General features: G+C 34.8%; 13 protein-coding genes. All 13 read left to right on the top strand.

Annotated elements, in window-relative coordinates:
* The first annotated feature begins 282 nt into the window (after positions 1 to 282).
* The 13 genes from VCHSUH04_RS06375 (at position 283) to VCHSUH04_RS06315 (ending at position 19,740) form a co-directional block, all read left to right on the top strand.
* On the top strand, positions 283 to 1,164 hold the full coding sequence (locus VCHSUH04_RS06375; RefSeq protein ID WP_105085828.1) for a sirohydrochlorin cobaltochelatase: 882 nt from the start codon (positions 283 to 285) through the stop codon (positions 1,162 to 1,164).
* Between the two features lie 207 nt (positions 1,165 to 1,371).
* Positions 1,372 to 2,226: a sirohydrochlorin cobaltochelatase gene (locus VCHSUH04_RS06370; protein ID WP_105085827.1), complete on the top strand. Its 855-nt coding sequence runs from the start codon at positions 1,372 to 1,374 to the stop codon at positions 2,224 to 2,226.
* An 86-nt stretch (positions 2,227 to 2,312) separates the two neighbouring features.
* Entirely contained in the window at positions 2,313 to 3,020 is a 708-nt protein-coding gene (gene cobI / locus VCHSUH04_RS06365) for a precorrin-2 C(20)-methyltransferase (RefSeq protein WP_105085826.1), read from the top strand.
* Positions 3,021 to 3,049: 29 nt separating this feature from the next.
* Positions 3,050 to 4,429, top strand: a complete 1,380-nt coding sequence (locus tag VCHSUH04_RS06360; RefSeq protein WP_105085825.1) for a cobyrinate a,c-diamide synthase — start codon at positions 3,050 to 3,052, stop codon at positions 4,427 to 4,429.
* A gap of 2 nt (positions 4,430 to 4,431) precedes the next feature.
* Positions 4,432 to 4,974 carry a cob(I)yrinic acid a,c-diamide adenosyltransferase gene (gene cobO / locus VCHSUH04_RS06355; protein WP_105085824.1) on the top strand — a complete coding sequence of 181 codons (543 nt, stop codon included), beginning with the start codon at positions 4,432 to 4,434 and terminating at the stop codon, positions 4,972 to 4,974.
* Positions 4,975 to 5,122: 148 nt separating this feature from the next.
* Entirely contained in the window at positions 5,123 to 5,512 is a 390-nt protein-coding gene (locus VCHSUH04_RS06350; RefSeq protein WP_005386220.1) for a class II SORL domain-containing protein, read from the top strand.
* A 220-nt stretch (positions 5,513 to 5,732) separates the two neighbouring features.
* Positions 5,733 to 6,962 (top strand): aspartate kinase, encoded by a 1,230-nt coding sequence (locus VCHSUH04_RS06345; RefSeq protein ID WP_060924195.1) that lies wholly within the window; start codon positions 5,733 to 5,735, stop codon positions 6,960 to 6,962.
* Positions 6,963 to 6,969: 7 nt separating this feature from the next.
* A complete protein-coding gene (locus tag VCHSUH04_RS06340) occupies positions 6,970 to 7,287 on the top strand; it encodes a hypothetical protein (RefSeq protein WP_005386222.1) in 318 nt (105 codons plus the stop codon).
* 140 nt (positions 7,288 to 7,427) lie between these two features.
* Positions 7,428 to 10,337: an insulinase family protein gene (locus VCHSUH04_RS06335; protein WP_105085823.1), complete on the top strand. Its 2,910-nt coding sequence runs from the start codon at positions 7,428 to 7,430 to the stop codon at positions 10,335 to 10,337.
* Positions 10,338 to 10,454: 117 nt separating this feature from the next.
* Entirely contained in the window at positions 10,455 to 11,423 is a 969-nt protein-coding gene (gluQRS, locus tag VCHSUH04_RS06330; RefSeq protein WP_105085822.1) for a tRNA glutamyl-Q(34) synthetase GluQRS, read from the top strand.
* Between the two features lie 121 nt (positions 11,424 to 11,544).
* Complete coding sequence (locus tag VCHSUH04_RS06325) at positions 11,545 to 11,919, top strand: CoA-binding protein (RefSeq protein WP_105085821.1); 375 nt, start codon at positions 11,545 to 11,547, stop codon at positions 11,917 to 11,919.
* 9 nt (positions 11,920 to 11,928) lie between these two features.
* Complete coding sequence (gene trxA, locus VCHSUH04_RS06320; RefSeq protein WP_005386226.1) at positions 11,929 to 12,249, top strand: thioredoxin; 321 nt, start codon at positions 11,929 to 11,931, stop codon at positions 12,247 to 12,249.
* 378 nt (positions 12,250 to 12,627) lie between these two features.
* The gene (locus tag VCHSUH04_RS06315) at positions 12,628 to 19,740 is read left to right on the top strand and encodes an ESPR-type extended signal peptide-containing protein (protein WP_199176435.1); all 7,113 of its coding nucleotides are present in this window, start codon (positions 12,628 to 12,630) and stop codon (positions 19,738 to 19,740) included.
* Positions 19,741 to 19,976 lie beyond the last annotated feature (236 nt).

Raw genomic sequence — 19,976 nt, 5'->3', positions numbered from 1 at the left:
TAAACCCCATACCCCTAGAAGTATAGGAAAAATAAGGTGTTTTTAAGAGAATAATGTGATGAGTATAGCATAGTATTAGCTTTTATAATTATATTCTTTTTAGTTATATGGATATGAATATATGAATATATAAGTAATTTTATTTTCTTATTATCTGGATAAATTTTGATATTATTTCTCATTGACTTATATTCGTGAATCTTGTACTATTATTACATAGTAGTTGATAACAATTTTCAGTTATGAGGGTTGTATCATGTATGAGCAATATGGAGGTCACATATGAAAGGCATAATTATTGCATCCTTTGGATCAATTTATCAAGATGCTGTGGAGAAATCCATCGGCAGTATAGAGAAAAAAGTACGTTCCATGTATAGCGATATGGAGGTACGCCGTGTATTCTTATCTGATGCATTAGTAGAGAAGTGGAATGAGAAATATGATGAAAAGATTTCTTCTTTCACAGAGGCTATGCAAGATTTTGCTCGCAAGGGCATTGATGAGGTATACATTCAACCTGTAACATTAGTAGCAGATCAGTGTTACCAACAAATGCGTAAACAAGCATTGAAGTTTTTACATAGCAATGAATATGGTTTTAATCAAGTAAATATTGGTAAACCGTTACTTACATCATTAGGTGTAAAAAACTATGCTGACGATTATGAAGCAACATTGGAAAGCATTGTGCGTCATGTTAATACAAAAGCACTTAATAAATCTGTAGTGCTCATGGCAAATGGTCAAAATCAATTAGAGTTCAGTACATTACAATTAAAAGCTATGTACGGTGCAGCACCAAATGTAGTAGTATTTACTACAAATGGGTTCCCTACGTTTAAACAAGCACTTACATTATTAGATCGTATGGGTCATAAAGACTTGTTAGTAGTACCATTAGCTCTTATTGGTTCTACACATTTAATGGACTACCTTGGCGGTGAACGCTCTGACTCCATTTATGCATTGCTCGCTGAAGAAGGGTACAATGTAGATATTTGGAATGAAGGTCTTGGTGAAAACCCTTATGTACAAGATTTATTCTTGAAACATTTAGGCCAAGCTATCCGCATGTCTGATCGGAAGCGTCCCATGCCTCGTGAATCTGTAAAACCTGTTATGACAAACTCTCGTATGGAAGCACAAGGTATGATTTCTTAGATTGATCTCTTACATAATTAGACATACATCTCTCCACACTCCTTTATATACGTAAAAGTCCTCCTTGTTGGAAATCCAATGAGGAGGATTTTTACTTTTACTATGAAAAATATTTATAATATCCATTTTATACGTCCTATGGTATGCCCCTAATGTGTCGTCTATGGTATGATTAAGATACATTATTAATTAGATAAGGAGACTTCCATGAAACAAGCTATTTTAGTTGTTGCTTTTGGGTCCACTGTTGACAGTGCTCGTGAACATAATATTGATTCCGTTGTGGAGCATATCCGTAAATCCTATCCAGATTATACTGTGGAATTAGCATTTTCTTCTCGTATTATCGTTAAACGTTTACGTGAACGCGGTATTGAGGTGCCTACTGAACAAGGGGCGTTAGAAAAACTTATCCAAGACGGGTATACACATGTGTATGTACAACCACTTCACTTCACTGGCGGTGAAGAGTTTGATAAATTGAAAAATAATATCCTTGCTCATGAAGGGGAGGGGCAACTAGAAGTATTGCGTGTAGGTAGACCTCTCGTATATTATATAGGGCAAGAAGACCATCCAGATGATTACCAAATCTTAATTAACCGTTTCATTAAATCTCTTAACATTTCTAAGGACGACGGTTTATTACTAGTTGGTCATGGTGGCCTAGGCTCCGGCAACTCCTCGTATGGTAATTTACAGTTCAAATTGATTCGTGATGGCCTCACAAATGTACGTATCGCCGTTTTAGAGAATGCTCCTTATGTGGCTGACGTAGCTATGCCATGGGAATGGCTTGATGGGAAGCGTCCAAATACAATTTATGTGCACCCATTATTATTAGTTCTTGGAGATCATGCACAAAACGATCTCTTTGGTGACGAAGAAGATAGCGTTATTAATGAACTTGCCGATTATGGTTATGATGTTAAACCAATCCATAGAGCACTTGGTGAATATGAAGCAATACAAGATATCTTCCGTCAACATGTGCAAGATTGTATTGATGATTTGTATGGCAAACGTAGTCCACATCGTCCAACAATTCCAAATATTAAATAGTAGTTTTGTATATCTTGCATAAATTAGTTATAATAAAAGATATTGTAATTATAAATAGAATGTAACTATAAGAATAGGAGAACCCCATGAAAGGTAAATTATATGGCATTGGCGTAGGCCCTGGCGATTCTGAATTAATGACTGTGAAAGCTGCTCGTATCGTAGGTGAAGCAGATATTATCATCACACCTAAAACAGAAAAGAAAGATGGTTCTGTAGCACTTAATATTGCTTCCCCATACATTCAAGAACATACAGAAATCGTTCCTGTAGTATTCCCAATGGTATTGGATGATGCTACACAAGAGGAAGGCTGGCAAGAAGCAAAACGCATTATCTTGTCCTACTTAGATCAAGGTAAAAGCGTTGTGTTCTTAACATTGGGTGATCCTATGTTCTACAGCACATACATGTATGTATATCGCTTGATTGAAAATACTGGTCATGAAATCGAAACAATTCCTGGCGTTACTGCTTTCTGTGCTATTGGTTCCCACCTTGGTTATCCAATCGTAGAGAAGGAAGAAGTATTAGCTATCGTTCCTGCTACAGCACCTAAAGAAAAAATCGATGCTGTATTAGCCGTAGCTGATGATGCAGTAATCATGAAAGTGTACAAAAACTTTGATGAAGTACAAGAAACATTGCTTAAACACAATATGGCAGATGATGCGGTTATGATTAGCCGTGTAGGTTTGCCGGATGAGCAAGTATACGTAGGCCTCGATAACATGCCAAAAGATACTAAACTCAACTACTTGTCTACAATCCTTGCAAAACGTAAGGACCGTTAACAAACACGTCGTATTACGAGGTAATATCTATGAACACAGTACATATTCCACGTGTTGTCATTGCTGGCACTAACTCTGGTGTAGGTAAAACAACTATCGTAGCGGGCTTATTGGCTGCTTATGCAAATGGTGGACGTACGGTGCAATCCTTTAAAGTAGGCCCGGATTATATTGATCCGGGCTTTCATAAAATTGCATCCGGCCGTGACAGCTATAATTTAGATACGTGGCTCGTGCCACCTCACAAATTAAATCCTTTCTTTGCTACTATGGCGCATGGAGTAGACCTTGCTATTATTGAAGGTGTTATGGGCCTTTATGATGGTGGTCGAGAAGGCGTTAGCTCCACAGCTCAAATTGCTAAGCAATTGAATGCACCGGTGGTGCTTGTTATAGATTGCAAGGCGATGGGTGAAAGTGCGGCAGCTATTGCTAAAGGTTTCCGTGATTATGATCCAGAGGTAAACTTTGGCGGCGTTATCTTGAACCGCTTAGGTTCTGCCAACCATGAGCGTATGGTTCGTGAAGGCATGGATAAAATAGGTGTACCTGTTATTGGTGCTATTTATCGAGATGACCGTATGCACTCTCCTGAGCGCCATTTAGGACTTACGCCTGTTACTGAGATTGATCCAACAGAGGCAATCAACACGATTCGCGAAGCCGTTGAGAAAATGGTAAATCTAGATCAATTGTGGGACATTGCGTCTAGTGCACCTGCTATTGAGTTGCCAGAGGCTGTAGATGCTGAATCCGTTGAAAAGCGAGTTAAAATTGGTGTTGCCTATGATGAGGCATTCTCTTTCTACTATCCCGCAAGTTTAGCTGCCTTAGAAGAAAAGGGGGCCGAGCTCGTTTATTTTAGCCCTCTTAATGATTTAGTGATCCCCGAAGTAGATGGCCTTGTATTTGGTGGTGGCTTCCCTGAAATGTTCTTGTTTCAACTCTCTAGTAACGAGTCAATGAAGGAATCTATCCGTGAAGCTAATGAAAAAGGTATGCCTATTTATGCAGAATGTGGTGGCCTCATGTATTTATGTGAAAGTATCCACGATTTTGAGGGTGCTGTATACGATACAGTAGGTATTGTACCTGCTAATTGCATTATGCAACAAAAGCTACAAAAAGTAGGGTATGTTACGGCTACAGCTAAGAGAGATACCTTATTAGGTGCTGCAGATACATCTCTTCGAGGGCATGAGTTCCATTTCTCTACGATGGAACCCACAGTAGAAGACTTCCCGTGGGCATTCCACCTAGAAGGAGGCCGAAAACCTCAATCTTATGATGGCGGCTATGCTACGGATAATGTATTAGCATCGTATTTACATTTGAACTTTGCTGGTTCTGATGAAGGTGCACAACATTTTGTTGATATATGTGCTAACTATAAAGCTAAAAGGAGCTAAATATGAGTGAACGAGGCTTAATTTTAGTTAATACTGGCAATGGTAAAGGAAAAACTACGGCCGCTTTAGGTGTTGCATTGCGTGCTGTTGGTCAAGGCTTTAAGGTTCTCATACTACAATTTATTAAAAGTGGTAATGGCTATGGCGAACTAGCAGGTCTTGCTAGATTAGGGGACCAAGTAGAAATTCGCTCCATGGGTAAAGGCTTTATTTACTATAAACGGGATGAGGTTAGCGACGCTGAATTGGCACGTCACAAAGAGGCAGCTCAAGAGGCTTGGCGTACACTGGTTGAAGAGGTAAATTCCGACCGATGGGATCTTATTATTATGGATGAAATCAACAATGCCATTAATTATGAACTTATTGATGTAAATTCTGTAGTAGATATGCTTAAACATAAACCTAAGCGTTTACACGTTATTTTAACGGGGCGTTATGCGAAGCCTGAAATCATTGATATAGCTGATACAGTAACAGAAATGAATGTAGTAAAACATGCCTATGAAAAAGGAATTAAGGCTGCTAAAGGGATTGAGTTCTAATACGCAGAGCTTGAATATAAATAAATCTAAAAATTTCGAAAAAGTTCTTGCTAAAACTATATCGAAAATGTATAATATAGTCATAAGCACAAGGTGCTAAATATTCTTGACATTAAGTATGTATATAACACTAACCAGGAGGTTAACTATGGCTGTACATGATTACATTAAATCCGGCGATTTTGCTACTGAAAAACACGTTCCTGTTATCGAGACTGTTGACACTGTAAAAGCAGGTGAAACTTTCCACGTAACATTGTCCGTTGGTAAAGATATCGCACATCCTAACACTGTAGAACATCATATTGAATGGATCAAATTGTACTTCGTAGCTGAAGGTACTCAATTGCCATTCGAAGTTGGTGAAATTTCCTTCAACGTACATGGTGATGGCGCAACTGCAAACGAAGGCCCTGTACATGCAATTTCTGAAGGTTCTTTGGCAGTTTCCTTGAACAAATCTGGTAAATTGATTGCTGTATCTTACTGCAACATCCACGGTTTGTGGGAATCCGAAAAAGAAATCACAGTTGCTTAATTAACTTAATCAACTAATAAAGACCAGCCATAAGGCTGGTCTTTTTGTATGTAAATCTTAATAATAACTGAAATAATTATACTAAAGTTGTGTCCGTGCTCGAAAGAGTTTTGTTTTTGCGCAGTGGATAAATTGCCTTGTATCCCTTTACAGTGCTATTTGTTTGTGGTAAAGTATATGCATATTGATTTTTAGTAGATAAGTTAAATGAGGGATTATTGTGGCCTTAATCGTTAAAAAATTTGGTGGTAGTTCCGTAGCTACACCAGAAAAAATATTTAATATTGTTGATCGCGTCCTTCGTGAGAAGAAAGAAGACGATAAAATCGTTATTGTTGTATCCGCTATGGGTGATACAACAGATGACTTGGTAGCATTGGCTAAAGAAGTAACATCTAAGCCTTATGGTCGTGAAATGGATCGCTTGTTATCTACAGGTGAGCAAGTAACGATTGCATTAATGGCGATGGCTTTCAACGAACGTGGTCATAAAGCTATGTCCTTAACAGGTGACCAAGCAGGTATTACAAGTAGTGATACATTCAATAAAGGCCGTATTTTAGGCGTTGATCCAAATCGCGTATTTGAAGCTTTGGATGAAGGCAATATTGTAGTGGTTGCAGGTTTCCAAGGTATTACTGAATATGGTGATATGGTTACTTTAGGTCGCGGTGGTTCTGATACAACTGCTGTTGCATTGGCAGGCGCCATGAAAGCTGATGTTTGTGAAATATTCACAGATGTTGAAGGCGTTTACTCTACAGACCCTCGCGTTGCAAAAGAGGCTTTCAAATTAGAAGAAGTAACATATGGCGAAATGCTTGAGATGGCACGTCTTGGTGCAGGTGTAATGCAACCTCGAGCCGTAGAAATGGGTTTCCGTTATGGTGTACCTATTCACGTACGTTCAACATTTAGTGACAATACAGGTACTATTATTCGGGAGGATTATACTGTGGAAGCAAATAAACACGTAATTACTGGCGTAGCTGATGATACTAATACAGCAAAAGTAGCCCTTGTAGGCGTTGAAAATAAACCAGGTGTTGCAGCAACTGTGTTCAAAGCATTGGCTGCAAAAAACGTGGATGTTGATATGATTGTTCAATCTATCCGCGCCGTAGGTGAACCTAAAACTGACCTCATCTTCACTGTAGCTATGGATGATGTTGTACTAGCTCGTGAAGTATTAGCAGAATTACAAAAAACTGTTGATATTGAAGCTGTAAATATTGACGAAAGAATGGCAAAAGTATCTATCATTGGTGCAGGTATGTTAGGTCAACCAGGCGTGGCAGCTCAAATGTTTGATATTTTGAGCCAAGAGGGCATCAATATTGAAATCATTTCTACTTCTGAAATTAGTATTTCTTGCCTTGTTGCTGAAGACCGCGTTAAAGATGCTGTTCGTGTAATTCACAATGGCTTATTGTTAGACCAAAGAGGTTAATCTATTTATGGATAGTCTACGTAGTTTTATGGATGAAATGCTCAATGACCAAGGTCGTAAGGAAGGTTTCATTAGCGATCTACTAGGAAATCTAAAAAATCAGCCTATTCCAACGTTGGAGCAAGCTCAAACTGGTTATACTACGGTAAGTAATTTACATGGCATTTTCTACGATTATGATAAGGCCGAAGTTACTATTTCTTATAAGGTGGTACCTGATATGTACCCACCGTATACGTTAAGCTTTGTACAATTCCAAGCAGTGTTAGAAGGCTTATTAACCTTGCGCCGCAATCAAAAGTGGCAAATGCAACATAATAAATAAAATGAACCCCATAGGCGGTAATGCCTATGGGGTTTTGAATTTCGATAATTATTCTTAACATCTATATATAGAGTTGTCGATGTGTTATAATAAATTGTTAGGAAGAAATTAATTATATTTATATAGAAAGAAGGGACAGCATGGAAATAAATAAGGTTTATTCTGGCTTTCGCCTTGACCGCATTGAGCGCATTGATGAGATCAATGGTACCGCTTATGAAATGAAGCATGAAAAGTCTGGTGCTCGTTTAATTTATATTGATTCACCAGATTCTAATAAAGTATTCAATATTGCGTTTAGAACAACACCTCACAATAGTACAGGTGTGGCACATATTATGGAGCATTCTGTTCTGTGTGGTTCTCGAAAATTCCCATTGAAAGAGCCCTTTGTTGAACTGGTAAAAGGTTCTTTAAACACGTTCCTAAATGCTATGACATATCCGGATAAAACAATGTATCCGGTAGCCAGCAAGAACGATAAAGACTTCCATAATTTGATGGACGTATATCTTGATGCAGTATTCTATCCACGTGTTCGTGAAGATGCAGAAATCGTAATGCAAGAAGGTTGGCATTATGAGCTAGAAAATGCAGATGATGAACTCACCTACAAAGGCGTTGTATTTAATGAGATGAAGGGTGTTTATTCGTCTCCTGACTCCGTATTGGAACGCCAAATGATGCGCGAGCTTTTCCCAGATACGACTTATGGTGTTGACTCTGGTGGGGACCCTGATTATATTACAGATTTAACATATGAAGAATTCCAAGAGTTCTACCGTGTCCACTATCATCCATCTAATAGCTACATCTTCTTATATGGTGATATGAATATTGAAGAGCAGTTAGCATTTTTGAATGATGAGTACTTAAGTCATTTTGATGCTATTGAGGTTCATACTGAGGTAAATCTACAAGCTCCATTTACAGAAGGTAAAGTAGTGAGCTATCCGTATAGTGTAGGTTCTGAAGAGCCTACAGATAATCGTACATTGCATTCCTTTGCTTATGTATTGACTGATGTAACACCTGAACATAGCTTGGCTTTTGAAGTGTTAACACATGCTTTGTTGACATCTCCAGCGGCGCCTCTTAAACAAGCTTTGATAAAAGCCGGTATCGGATCTGACGTGAGTGGCTATTATTTAGATAGCATTCGCCAACCTATGTGGACTGTACAAGCTACGGGTTCTAATCTAGATAAACAAGCTGACTTGCAACGAATCGTAGAATCTACATTACAAGATCTTTGTGACAAAGGTTTAGATAAAGAATTATTAGAAGCTTCCTTGAATAGCATTGAGTTTGCTCTTCGTGAAAGCGACTTTGGTGGTCGTCCAATCGGTCTTGCCTATGTCATCCGCATGATGGATAACTGGTTATATGATAATGATCCATTAGAGTTATTACACTATGAAGAGGCGTTAGCGAATATTCGCAAAGGTTTGGCTGGTACATATTTTGAAGATTTAATTCGTCATTCTATCTTGAATAATGACCATAAGGTTCTTGTATCTATCTATCCTGAACGTGGCCTTCAAGAGCGCAAAGATGCAGAGGTTAAAGAACATTTAGCTGCTGTAAAAGCGAATATGACAAAAGAGGAGATTGACTCGATTATAGAACAAACAAAACGCCTTAAAATTCGTCAAGAAACTCCAGATAGTGATGAAGCTCTAGCGTCTATTCCATTGCTCGAGTTATCTGATTTAAATCCTAATATGGAAGCTGTAGAACGCCGTGAAAGTAAAATTAGTAATACGACAGTACATTTTGTACCTACTTTCACAAAAGGTATCAATTATGTAGGCTTGTACTTTAAATTGAACTGTCTTACAGAAGAGGAATTATTCTACGCCGATATTTTAAGTGATATCCTCGGTCGTGTTGACACATCTGAGCGCGGTTATGAAGCACTGGCTAAAGATATCAATATGAATTTAGGTGGATTGAGTTCTGACATTACGGCCATCAGTAAAGATGGTAAGCGCGATGAGTTTACACCTCTTATGATTGTGCGTGCAAAAGCATTACATGCTAAACTACCTGATTTATGCCGCTTGATTAATGAAGTCGTAAAAAAGGCAGATTATAGTGATGATAGTCGTTTAACTGAGCTTGTTCAAGAAAGCAAAGCTATTTGGGATAATGAGGCATTCCGCCGCGGTAATTCTATCGTGAGTCAACGTGTTATGGCTCAAGTTTCTGCAGTTGGTAAGTTTAGAGATAATGGCAATTTAGGGTACTATCAAAAAATCAGTGAATTATCATCTAATCCAGCAGCTTTGCCATTATTACCAGAAAAATTAGCTGAAGTAGCTCGTAAAATTTTCCGTGCTAATAATGTAGATATTATGTTTGTTGGTGAAGAAGGCGAATTAGAAGCTTTTGAAAACCTAATGAAACCATTTGTTGAGACTTGGGATACTACTGAATTGAGTAATGATGTGTTACAAATCACTCGTCTTTCCGGCAATGATGGTATCGTTACAGCTGGTAAGGTTCAATACGTAGCTCAAGGTGGTAATTTTATCGATCATGGTTTCAAACATGTTGGTCCAATGAGCGTATTAGAAACGATATTACGTTATGAATACCTTTGGATTCGTATTCGTGTTCAAGGTGGTGCTTACGGAGCATTTGCTAATTTCTATGATGATGGCAATATGATTTTCTGTAGTTATCGTGATCCTAACTTGTTAGAAACTTTAGATGTATATAAAGAGTTGCCTCAATACCTTCGTGACTTCACATTGACTGATCGTGAAATGCGTAAATATATTATTGGTACTATGAGTTCTTTGGACTTGCCAATGACGCCAGCGTTGCGTGGACCACGTGCAATGGGGATGTACTTCAGTGGTGCTAAATTAGAAGACAAAGTAGAGTTCCGTAAACAAGTGATTGCATGTAAGCCAGAAGATATTGTTGCACTAGCAGATGTAGTAGAACCTGTATTGAATGATAATCATATTTGCACAATGGGTAACGAACAAAAAATTAAAGATGCTGGTAATGTTTTTGATAACATTGTTTCTTTAGGATAAATAATTTCATATCTATAAATGATATTGCTTTAATTTTTAGTTTGACATATCTTTGGATGGATAAGTGGCATATTCATAATGAATATGCCACTTGTTTTCTGCTATAGGAGAGTTCTCATGAAAGGTAGATTTGCGCCTAGTCCAACAGGATATATTCATCTTGGTAATGTGTGGATAGCACTTTTATCATATATCTCCACACGCCAACAAAAAGGAAAATATGTTGTACGGATGGAGGATATAGACCTGCAACGGTCAAAACGAGAATTAGGTGAAGCTTTACTAGATGATTTAGAATGGCTGGGCTTTGAATGGGATGAAGGGCCTCGTGTAGGTGGACCTGAGGTATCTTATTGGCAAAGTGAAAGACAAACATATTATTCAGACATACTAGAATATCTAGCATTAGAAAAACTAATTTATCCTTGTTTCTGTAATAGAGCGAGGTTGCAATCCATTGCATCAGCGCCTCATGCAGGAGAAGTGGTTCATCGTTATGATGGTAAATGTAGGCATTTACGTGATTTTGAAATACAAGATTTACGTAATACTAAAGAGCCATCCTTGCGCCTAGCTGTGAATACTTGTGATTTAAATTTTACTGATCGTTGGCAGGGGGTTCAACATATCCATTTAGAATGCGAATTAGATGATTATGTACTACGTCGTGGTGATGGTATGTACGCATATAATTTAGCAGTCGTATTAGATGATATAGCTATGGGAATAACTGAAGTGATTCGCGGTGATGATTTACTAGATACAACCGGGCAGCAATTATATTTATATAATACATTACAACAATGCTATCCCCATAAGCATATAGAAGTTCCTAAGTATGGTCACGCACCACTTTTAGTAGATGCAGATGGAAATAGACTTTCTAAGCGTCAAAAGAGTATTACAATCCGTGAACTACGAGAACAGCAATGGTCTGCATCCAGAATTTTATGGGAATTAGCTGTCGCTGGTGGTCTTATAGATGGAGACAGATATACTCATGGAGAAATAAACCTTTCTGAGTTGATGAATTTAGATCTATCGTGTTCTAGTTTAAGACGAAAAACAATTGTCATTAAGCGATAATAGATTGATTTTAGTTCTGAAATATTTGCTAAAAGAATATAATTCTTTAACTATAAAATTCGATATATTATATTGACAATATTCGATATCCTGTTATAATAGTAAATAAGAGGTGGTCAAAATGACAATTCAACAAGCTTTAGATCAAAAAGTGTGGGCCGTTATTGGAGCCACTCATAAAACCGAAAAGTTCGGCTATAAGATTTATAAATGTCTTAAAGATCACGGATATGAAGTATATCCAGTTAATCCTAATATTGCAGAAATAGATGGAAATAAATGTTACTCTAGTCTTTCTGCACTTCCTGTTGTACCAGCTGTTGTGGATTTTGTTGTACCAGAAGCAGCGGGTTTAGCTGCATTAGATGAATGTAAAGAACTTGGCATTCCTACTGTGTGGTTACAACCGGGAGCGGATAAACCATCTGTTGTTGAAAAAGCACATGCTTTAAACCTGCATGTCATTCAAGATTGTGTATTAGTTCAACTACCGTAGGAGGGTACAATGAGCGAATTAAAAGAATTAAAAACTGCTGAATATCAAGATTTAGTAAATCAAGGTGGCGTTACTGTTATTGATTTCTGGGCTCCATGGTGCGGTTACTGCGTACGTATGATGCCAATCATCGAAGAAATCGCAGGTGAGCTTGAAGGTAAAGCTAACTTTGTAAAAGTAAATGCTGATGAAGAACCTGAATTAGCACGTAACTTACAAGTTGAAGTGTTGCCAACATTCGTTATTTTAAAAGATGGCGAAGTAGTAGACCGCAAAATTGGCTTCTTGCCAAAAGGCGATCTTCAAGGTGCTATTGAATCTAAATTCTAATAATCGGTATAAAACTATATAAATAGAGGAAAAAAAACCTCATCAATGTATAAAGTATACGTTGATGAGGTTTTTTTCATGGTTTTTATAGAAGTAAATAAAAAGTATAGTATAAATATAAAATTAAATTAAAATATAAATTTTCATTTTACATAATTCAATATTATTAATAACACAGTATTTATGCTGATGATTCCTTATTTTTTGATGAGTAAAAAATGAAGCATAAGTTTAACTTATTAATTTTTTAATGGAAATTTAAAATAATATATGATAGTATTATGTTAAATATTGTGAATATTTAGTGAAAAGAGTGCAATATTTGATTTATTTCTTCATTGTGGGGTGAGAGCCACAAATGTTGGGAGGGAACTTAATATGAATAAGGTATTCAAAGTTGTATGGAGTGCAACTAAGCACGCTTATGTCGTAACGTCTGAGTTAGCTAAGTCTCACCAAAAATCTGCCACTACAATTGTAGCAGCCGTTATTTTGGCGGCTAGCTTTTCTGGAGGTGTTGCTAATGCATCCAGCCCTGAGGATTGGGCTAGAGCTGATCTTATTGGTAGCCAAAGATGGTTAACACCTGATCAAAATGCTTGGGGTCATATGCAAGATCAACATCAAGTTGATCCACAACAATTAGATCAACAGCAACAACAGCAACAGCAACAACAGCAACAGCAAGTGCCGCAACAACAGCAACAGCGACGTCAACATCCTCAAGTGCCACAACAACAGCAACAACAGCAACAATGGCAACAACAAGTGCCACAACAACAGCAGCAACAACAAATCCCTAAAAAAGGCGGTTCCAATGGCAATACCGTAATTAATAACTACTATACAGTTGTAACTACTGATGTTGAAAATGTTAAGAAAAATACACATAACATTAATGTTGTAAATAAAAAGGTAGATATTAATACTACTAATATTAATACTGTTAATAATAAGGTTGAGAGTGTAAAAACTGATATTAATAAAATCAATGCTAATATTACTAATATCAACGCTAAAGTTGATAAAAATAGCAAAGATATTGAAGGATTAAAAGGTCATATTGGCACTCAAATCACTAATATTAAGCAAGACATCACAAATATTAACAATAATATTGATGCTAAATTTACTAAAATTAACAACGATATTGATGTAAAAATAGATAATAAAATCACTAATATTACAAATAATGTTGTTAATAATGTAAATACTAACATTGATGCTAGTGTAAAAAAACATATTGAAGCTAATAATACTAATATTATTAATCAAGTAAATCAAAATATTAAAAATGAAATACAAAACAATAACACTACAATTCTTAATCAAGTAGATCAAAAAATTGAAAATAATAACACTACTATTATTAACAATGTGAACAAAGATGTAGATGTTAAGATTAATGATATTAAAACAACTATCAATAATACGAAAAATGAGTTAAATACTAACATTTCTAATGTTAAAAATGAACTCAATCAAAATATCAATAATGTAGATGTTAAAGTTAATGATAATAAAAAGGCTATTAACAGCTTAACTGTAAATGTTAATAATAATAGCAAATCTATTGCTGATTTAACTACTAAAGTTGAAAATAACACACAAAATATTGACGCTAATAATACTTTCATCATGGAAAACCGTAAACTTATCGGTGATAACAAAAAAGCTATCAACGAGAACAAAAAAGCCATTGATGACTTGAAAGGTAAAGTTGGCACAACAATCAATAATATTAATACAACTATTGATAATAAAATTAGTGAAAATAACACTAAGATCATCAATGAAGTTAATAACAATGTAGATGTTAAAATCAACGATAGCAAAACTAACATTATTAGTGAAGTTAACAAAACAATTAATTCTAAGATTGAAGCTAACAACACAACTATTATTAATAAAGTAAACAATGATGTTGATACTAAGATCAATGCCGTTAAAACTGATATTACAAATATTAATAATACTGTAAATAATGTAAGCGCAAAAGTTGATTATAATGGTAAAGCTTTAGCTGATCATGAAGGTCGTATCCAGGCGCTTGAACAAGACAATAAAACTATTAAAACTGATGTAGCTAACACTCAAAATCAAGTTAATATCAATACTAAAGATATTGCTGATTTGAAAGGTAAAGTTGGTCAAAATATTGGTAATGTTCAAGTAGATATTAAAGATATTAAAAACAACATCACTAATATCAACAATAAAGTTGAAGCAAACACAGTTGCAATTAACAAGGTTGATGTAAAAGTTGATGGTGTTAAAGGTGACTTGGATGGCCTTAAAGGTCGTGTAGATCGTCATGATCAACGTTTAGACTTCTTGCAAGATAATATTGCAGATAACTCTACACGTATTTCTGTTGTTGAGGATAGTGTGAAAGCTAATACTACAAATATTGTAGATAATAGCAAACGCATCGATGCAAACTCCACTCGTATTTCCAACAATGAAAAAGCAATTAATGATTTAAAAGGCCATGTTGGCACACAAATCACAAATATCGAAAACACAATTACTAATAAAATCAATGAAAATAATACAGTAATTAATAAAAATATCGATACTAAGATTGAGGCTAACAACACTGTTATTAACCAAAATATTGATAAAAAAATCAATAATAATAATACAACCATCATTAATAAAGTAGACCAAAACATTGATGCTAAGATTACTGAAAATAATAAAGTAATCAATAATAATATCAACAATGTAAATGTAAGAATTGATGGTGTTAAAGGCGACTTAGATGGTCTTACTAAACGTGTAGCTCAAAATGAAAAAGACATCAATGTAGCTGGCACAATTGCTATTGAAAACCGTACACTTATCGGTGCTAACAAAAAAGCTATTGATGAGTTAAAAGGTCATGTTGGTAATCAAATCACAAATATCGAAAATACAATTACTAATAAAATCAATGAAAACAATACGGTAATTAATAAAACTATCGATAATAAGATTGAAGCTAACAATACTACTATTATCAATAAAGTAGATAATAATATTGATGCTAAAATCAATGCTAATAACACAACAATCATTAACAAAGTTGATAAAAACATTGATGTGAAAATCAACGAAAATAATACACAAATTAACAATACAATCAACAAAAAAGTTGGTGATGTAAATGTTAAGATTGATGGTGTTAAAGGTGATTTGAATGGCCTTAAAGGTCGTGTAGATCGTCATGATCAACGTTTAGACTACTTACAAGATAATATTAATGATCATTCCACACGTATCTCCGTAGTTGAAGATGGTGTTAAAGCTAATGCAAAAGATATTAATGTAGTTGGTACAATTGCAATGGAAAACCGTCAATTCATTGGCGATAATAAAGTTGCTATTGCAAACAATACTAAAAATATCAACATTAATGCTAAAGCTATTGATGAGTTAAAAGGTCAAGTAGGTCAATCCTCTACAGTTATCAACGATATTAAGAAACAAATTACTAATATCAACGGTAAAGTAGAAAACAACACTACAAATATTACTAATAACACAACTAATATTGCTAAAAATACTACAGCGATTAACAACGTAAACGTTAAAGTTGATGCTAACACTACTAACATTGCTAACAATACAACTGCGATTAACAAAGTGAACGTTAAAGTTGATGGTGTTAAAGGTGATGTAGAAGGCTTGAAAGGCCGTGTAGATCGTCATGATCAACGATTAGACTACTTACAAGACAACATTGTAGATAACTCTACTCGTATTACAGCAGTAGAAGACAGTGTTAAAGTAAATACTGCTAATATTGCTAACAATGCTGCTAACATCCAAGCGAATGTAACAGCAATTGCTGACAATAGCAAACGTATCTCTGAAAACACTACAAACATCGCAAATAACACTACAAATATCAATGTTAATGCAAAAGCTATTGATGAATTAAAAGGTCAAGTAGGTAAATCTTCTACAGTAATCAATGATATTAAAACCCAAATTACTAATATCAATGGTAAAGTAGAAAATAATGCTACTAACATTGCTACTAATGCTACAAACATTCAAGCTAATGTAGTGGCAATTGCTGATAATAGCAAACGTATCTCTGAAAACACTACAAATATTACTAATAACACAACTAATATTGCTAAAAATACTACAACAATTAACAACGTAAATGTTAAAGTTGATGGTGTTAAAGGTGATTTGGATGGTCTTACTAAACGTGTTAACCAAAATGAAAAAGATATCAATGTAGCTGGTACAATTGCAATGGAAAACCGTAAATTCATTGGCGATAACAAAAAAGCTATTGATGATTTAAAAGGTCAAGTTGGTAAAACAGTTCAAAATATCGAAACTACTATTAATAACAAAATTACTGAAAACAATGTAGTTATTAATAAAAATATCGATACTAAGATTGAAGCTAACAACACAGTAATTAGAAAAGATATTAATACTGCAATTACTAATAATAACACTGTAATTAAGCAAAACATTGCAAATGCAATCAACGAAAACAACAAAACGATTAATAATACAATCAACAATGTAAATGTTAAAGTTGAAGGCATTAAAGGTGACTTGGGTGGTCTTACTAAACGTGTTGACCAAAATGAAAAAGATATCAATGTAGCTGGTACAATTGCTATCGAAAATCGTACATTCATTGGCAATAACAAAGCTGCTATCGACAAGAATACAAAAGCTATCGAAGCATTGAACGGCAAAGTTGGTACTACTATCACTAACATCGAATCTACTATCAATAACAAGATTGAAGCTAATAATACTACAATTCTTAACAAAGTAGATCAAAATATCGATGCTAAGATTACTGCTAATAACACAACAATCATTAACAAAGTTGATAAAAACATCGATGTAAAAATCAATGAAAATAACAAACAAATCAACAATACAATCAATACTAAGATTGGTGATGTAAATGTTAAGATTGATGGCGTTAAAGGTGATTTGGATGGCCTTAAAGGTCGTGTAGATCGTCATGATGAACGTTTAGACTACTTACAAGGCAATATCGTTGATCACTCTGGACGCATTAGTGCTAATGAAGATGCTATTAAGAAATTACAAGGTCAAGTTGGTACAACAGTTACTAATGTTGAAAACACAATCAACGCTAAGATTGAAGCAAACAACACAGTAATTAGAAACGATATCAACACTGCAATTACTAATAACAACACTGTTATTAACAAAAACATTGAAACTGCAATCAACGAAAATAACAAAACAATCATTAACAAAGTAGATCAAAATATTGATGCTAAGATTGCTGAAAATAATACAGTAATTAATAACACAATTAATAACAAAGTTAATGAAGTAAATGTTAAAGTTGAAGCTAATGCAAATGCAATTGCTAATAATAGCAAGTCTATTATTGACGTCAAAGCAAATGTTGCTAATATTAACAATAAAGTAGAGTCTAACACTAGAAATATTGCTAATAACACTGCAGCTATTGCTAATGTAAGCAAACAAGTTACAAATAATACAACTAACATTGCTCACAATGCAACAGATATTGCAAACATTAGCAAACAAGTTGCTGGCAACACTGCTAACATCACAGATGTAACTGCTAAAGTAAATGCTAATACTGGTCGTATTGAATCTAATACAACAGCTATTAATAACTTAACTGGTAAAGTTGATGCTAACTCTCAAGCTATTGAATCCTTGAAAGGTCAAGTTGGTAAAGGCAATACTACAATCGTTAATGTAGCTCAAAAAGTAGAAAATATTACTCAAAACATTAACGCTCAAAACAGTAACATCCAAGCTAATACTGTAAACATTCAAAATAACACTTCCAATATTAATAACATCAAAGCTAATGTTGTTAACGTTGAAAAGAATGTAAACAATATTAAAGCTGATGTGACAGTAGTTAAAGCTGATATCACAAACATCAATGCTAAAGTTGATCAAAAAATCAATATTGTAAACAACAATATTACTAACGTTAAAAAAGATGTGAAGAATATTGATGCTAAAGTTACAAACATTGATAACAAAGTTACTACTATTAACAATAAAGTAACTAATATCGATAGCAAAGTAACTAATATTGATAGTAAGGTAAATGATATTGATGTAAGAGTAAATAACCAAAATACTGTAATCAACAATATCAAAACTGATGTATCTGGTTTGAAAGACCAAGTTGGCAAAAATACTGAAGCAATTAAGAACTTACAAAATGTAAGCGCTGATGTAAACAAAGTGAAAGAACAAGTTAATGCTAATACTCAAAAAGCAAATGCTAACGAAGAACGCATTAAAAATGTTCAAAGCCAAGTTTCTGTTAATACTGAAGCAATCAAACATAACACTGAAAACATCAATATTAACAAAGCAGCGATCAAGCAAAATGCTGAAGCAATTCAAAATACTAATGTAACTGTACAAAAAGTAATCAACAAAGTTGATGAACATAGTAAAGTTATTAACGATGTATCTAAACAAGTTAATACTAATACAACTAATATTGCTAATATTAATAATGTTGTTAACCAAAATACAACTAATATTACAAATGTAACTAACCAAGTTAATGCAAACACAAGCAATATTAGTAAAGTATCTAGCCAAGTTAATACAAATACTACAAACATCAACACTCTAAATGCTAAAGTAGATACTAATGTTACAAATATCACTAAGGTAGATAACCGTGTAACTACAGTAGCTAACCAAGTTAATGAAAATGCACAATTAACTAAAGCTGTTGGTACTCTAGCACTAGAAAATCATGAAAAAGTTAGTGTATTAGGTTTACAAGTAAACAAAAATACAGAAGACATTTCTAACAATGCAACAGCAATTGCAAATGTAAATACTAAAGTTGATGAAAACGTTAAATTAACTAAAAACATTGGTGCTATTGCATTAGAAAATAATGAAAAAGTTAATGTATTGGGCTTACAAGTAAATAAAAATACTCAAGATATCAGTACATTAGCAGAAGCTGCAAATTATAGCTTGAAAGCTTCTAACATTGCATTACAAGATCATGCAACACTTGTACAACATGATGCACAAATCGCAGAAAACTCTCGCCGCATTAGCAGCGTAGAACGTGATGTTAAAGTTGTAGGTGCTAATGCAGCAGCTTTGGCAGCATTGAAACCTATCGAATACCATGAAGGTCAAAAAGCTCAAATTATGGCCGCTGTTGGTACTTACAAAGGTAAAACATCTACTGCGTTGGGTGTAGCTCATTATGCAAATCCTGATTTGTTAATCCATGCTGGTGCAGCTTATGGTGGTGACCATAGCGTAATGGCAAATGCTGGTGTAACAATCGGTATTGGTAATGCTCCTACAGCTCCTAAAGCATCTCCTGCAACTGTAAAAGTTCTTGAAGACAAAGTGGCTGATTTGCAAGCACAAAACAAAGAAATTCGTGAACTTCTTGATAAAGTGATTGCACAACAACCACAACAAGCTCCAAAAGCAGCTGTAAAAACAACTAAATAATATGCCTCCCAACCGATGGGTTACATAATAATCTATCGTAGGTATAGAAACCGCGTAGCAGAAATGCTACGCGGTTTTCTTTTTGTTTTGTGTGGATGTGTGGTGATTATTTCCATATATACCTTTTTAATTTAGTGTAATGGAGTGGATAGCTACCTTGTAGTGGGGATTAGATACAGATAGAACTAAAAAAATCCTCTTGGTGGTAGATAGTGGTTTTTATGATCCAATTATTA

Source organism: Veillonella sp. T14073-2 (genome assembly GCF_002959875.1).
In the GTDB taxonomy this organism is placed as follows: domain Bacteria; phylum Bacillota; class Negativicutes; order Veillonellales; family Veillonellaceae; genus Veillonella; species Veillonella infantium.
Note: the sequence above shows the minus strand (reverse complement) of the source record. Positions and strands in the feature narration are given on the sequence as shown.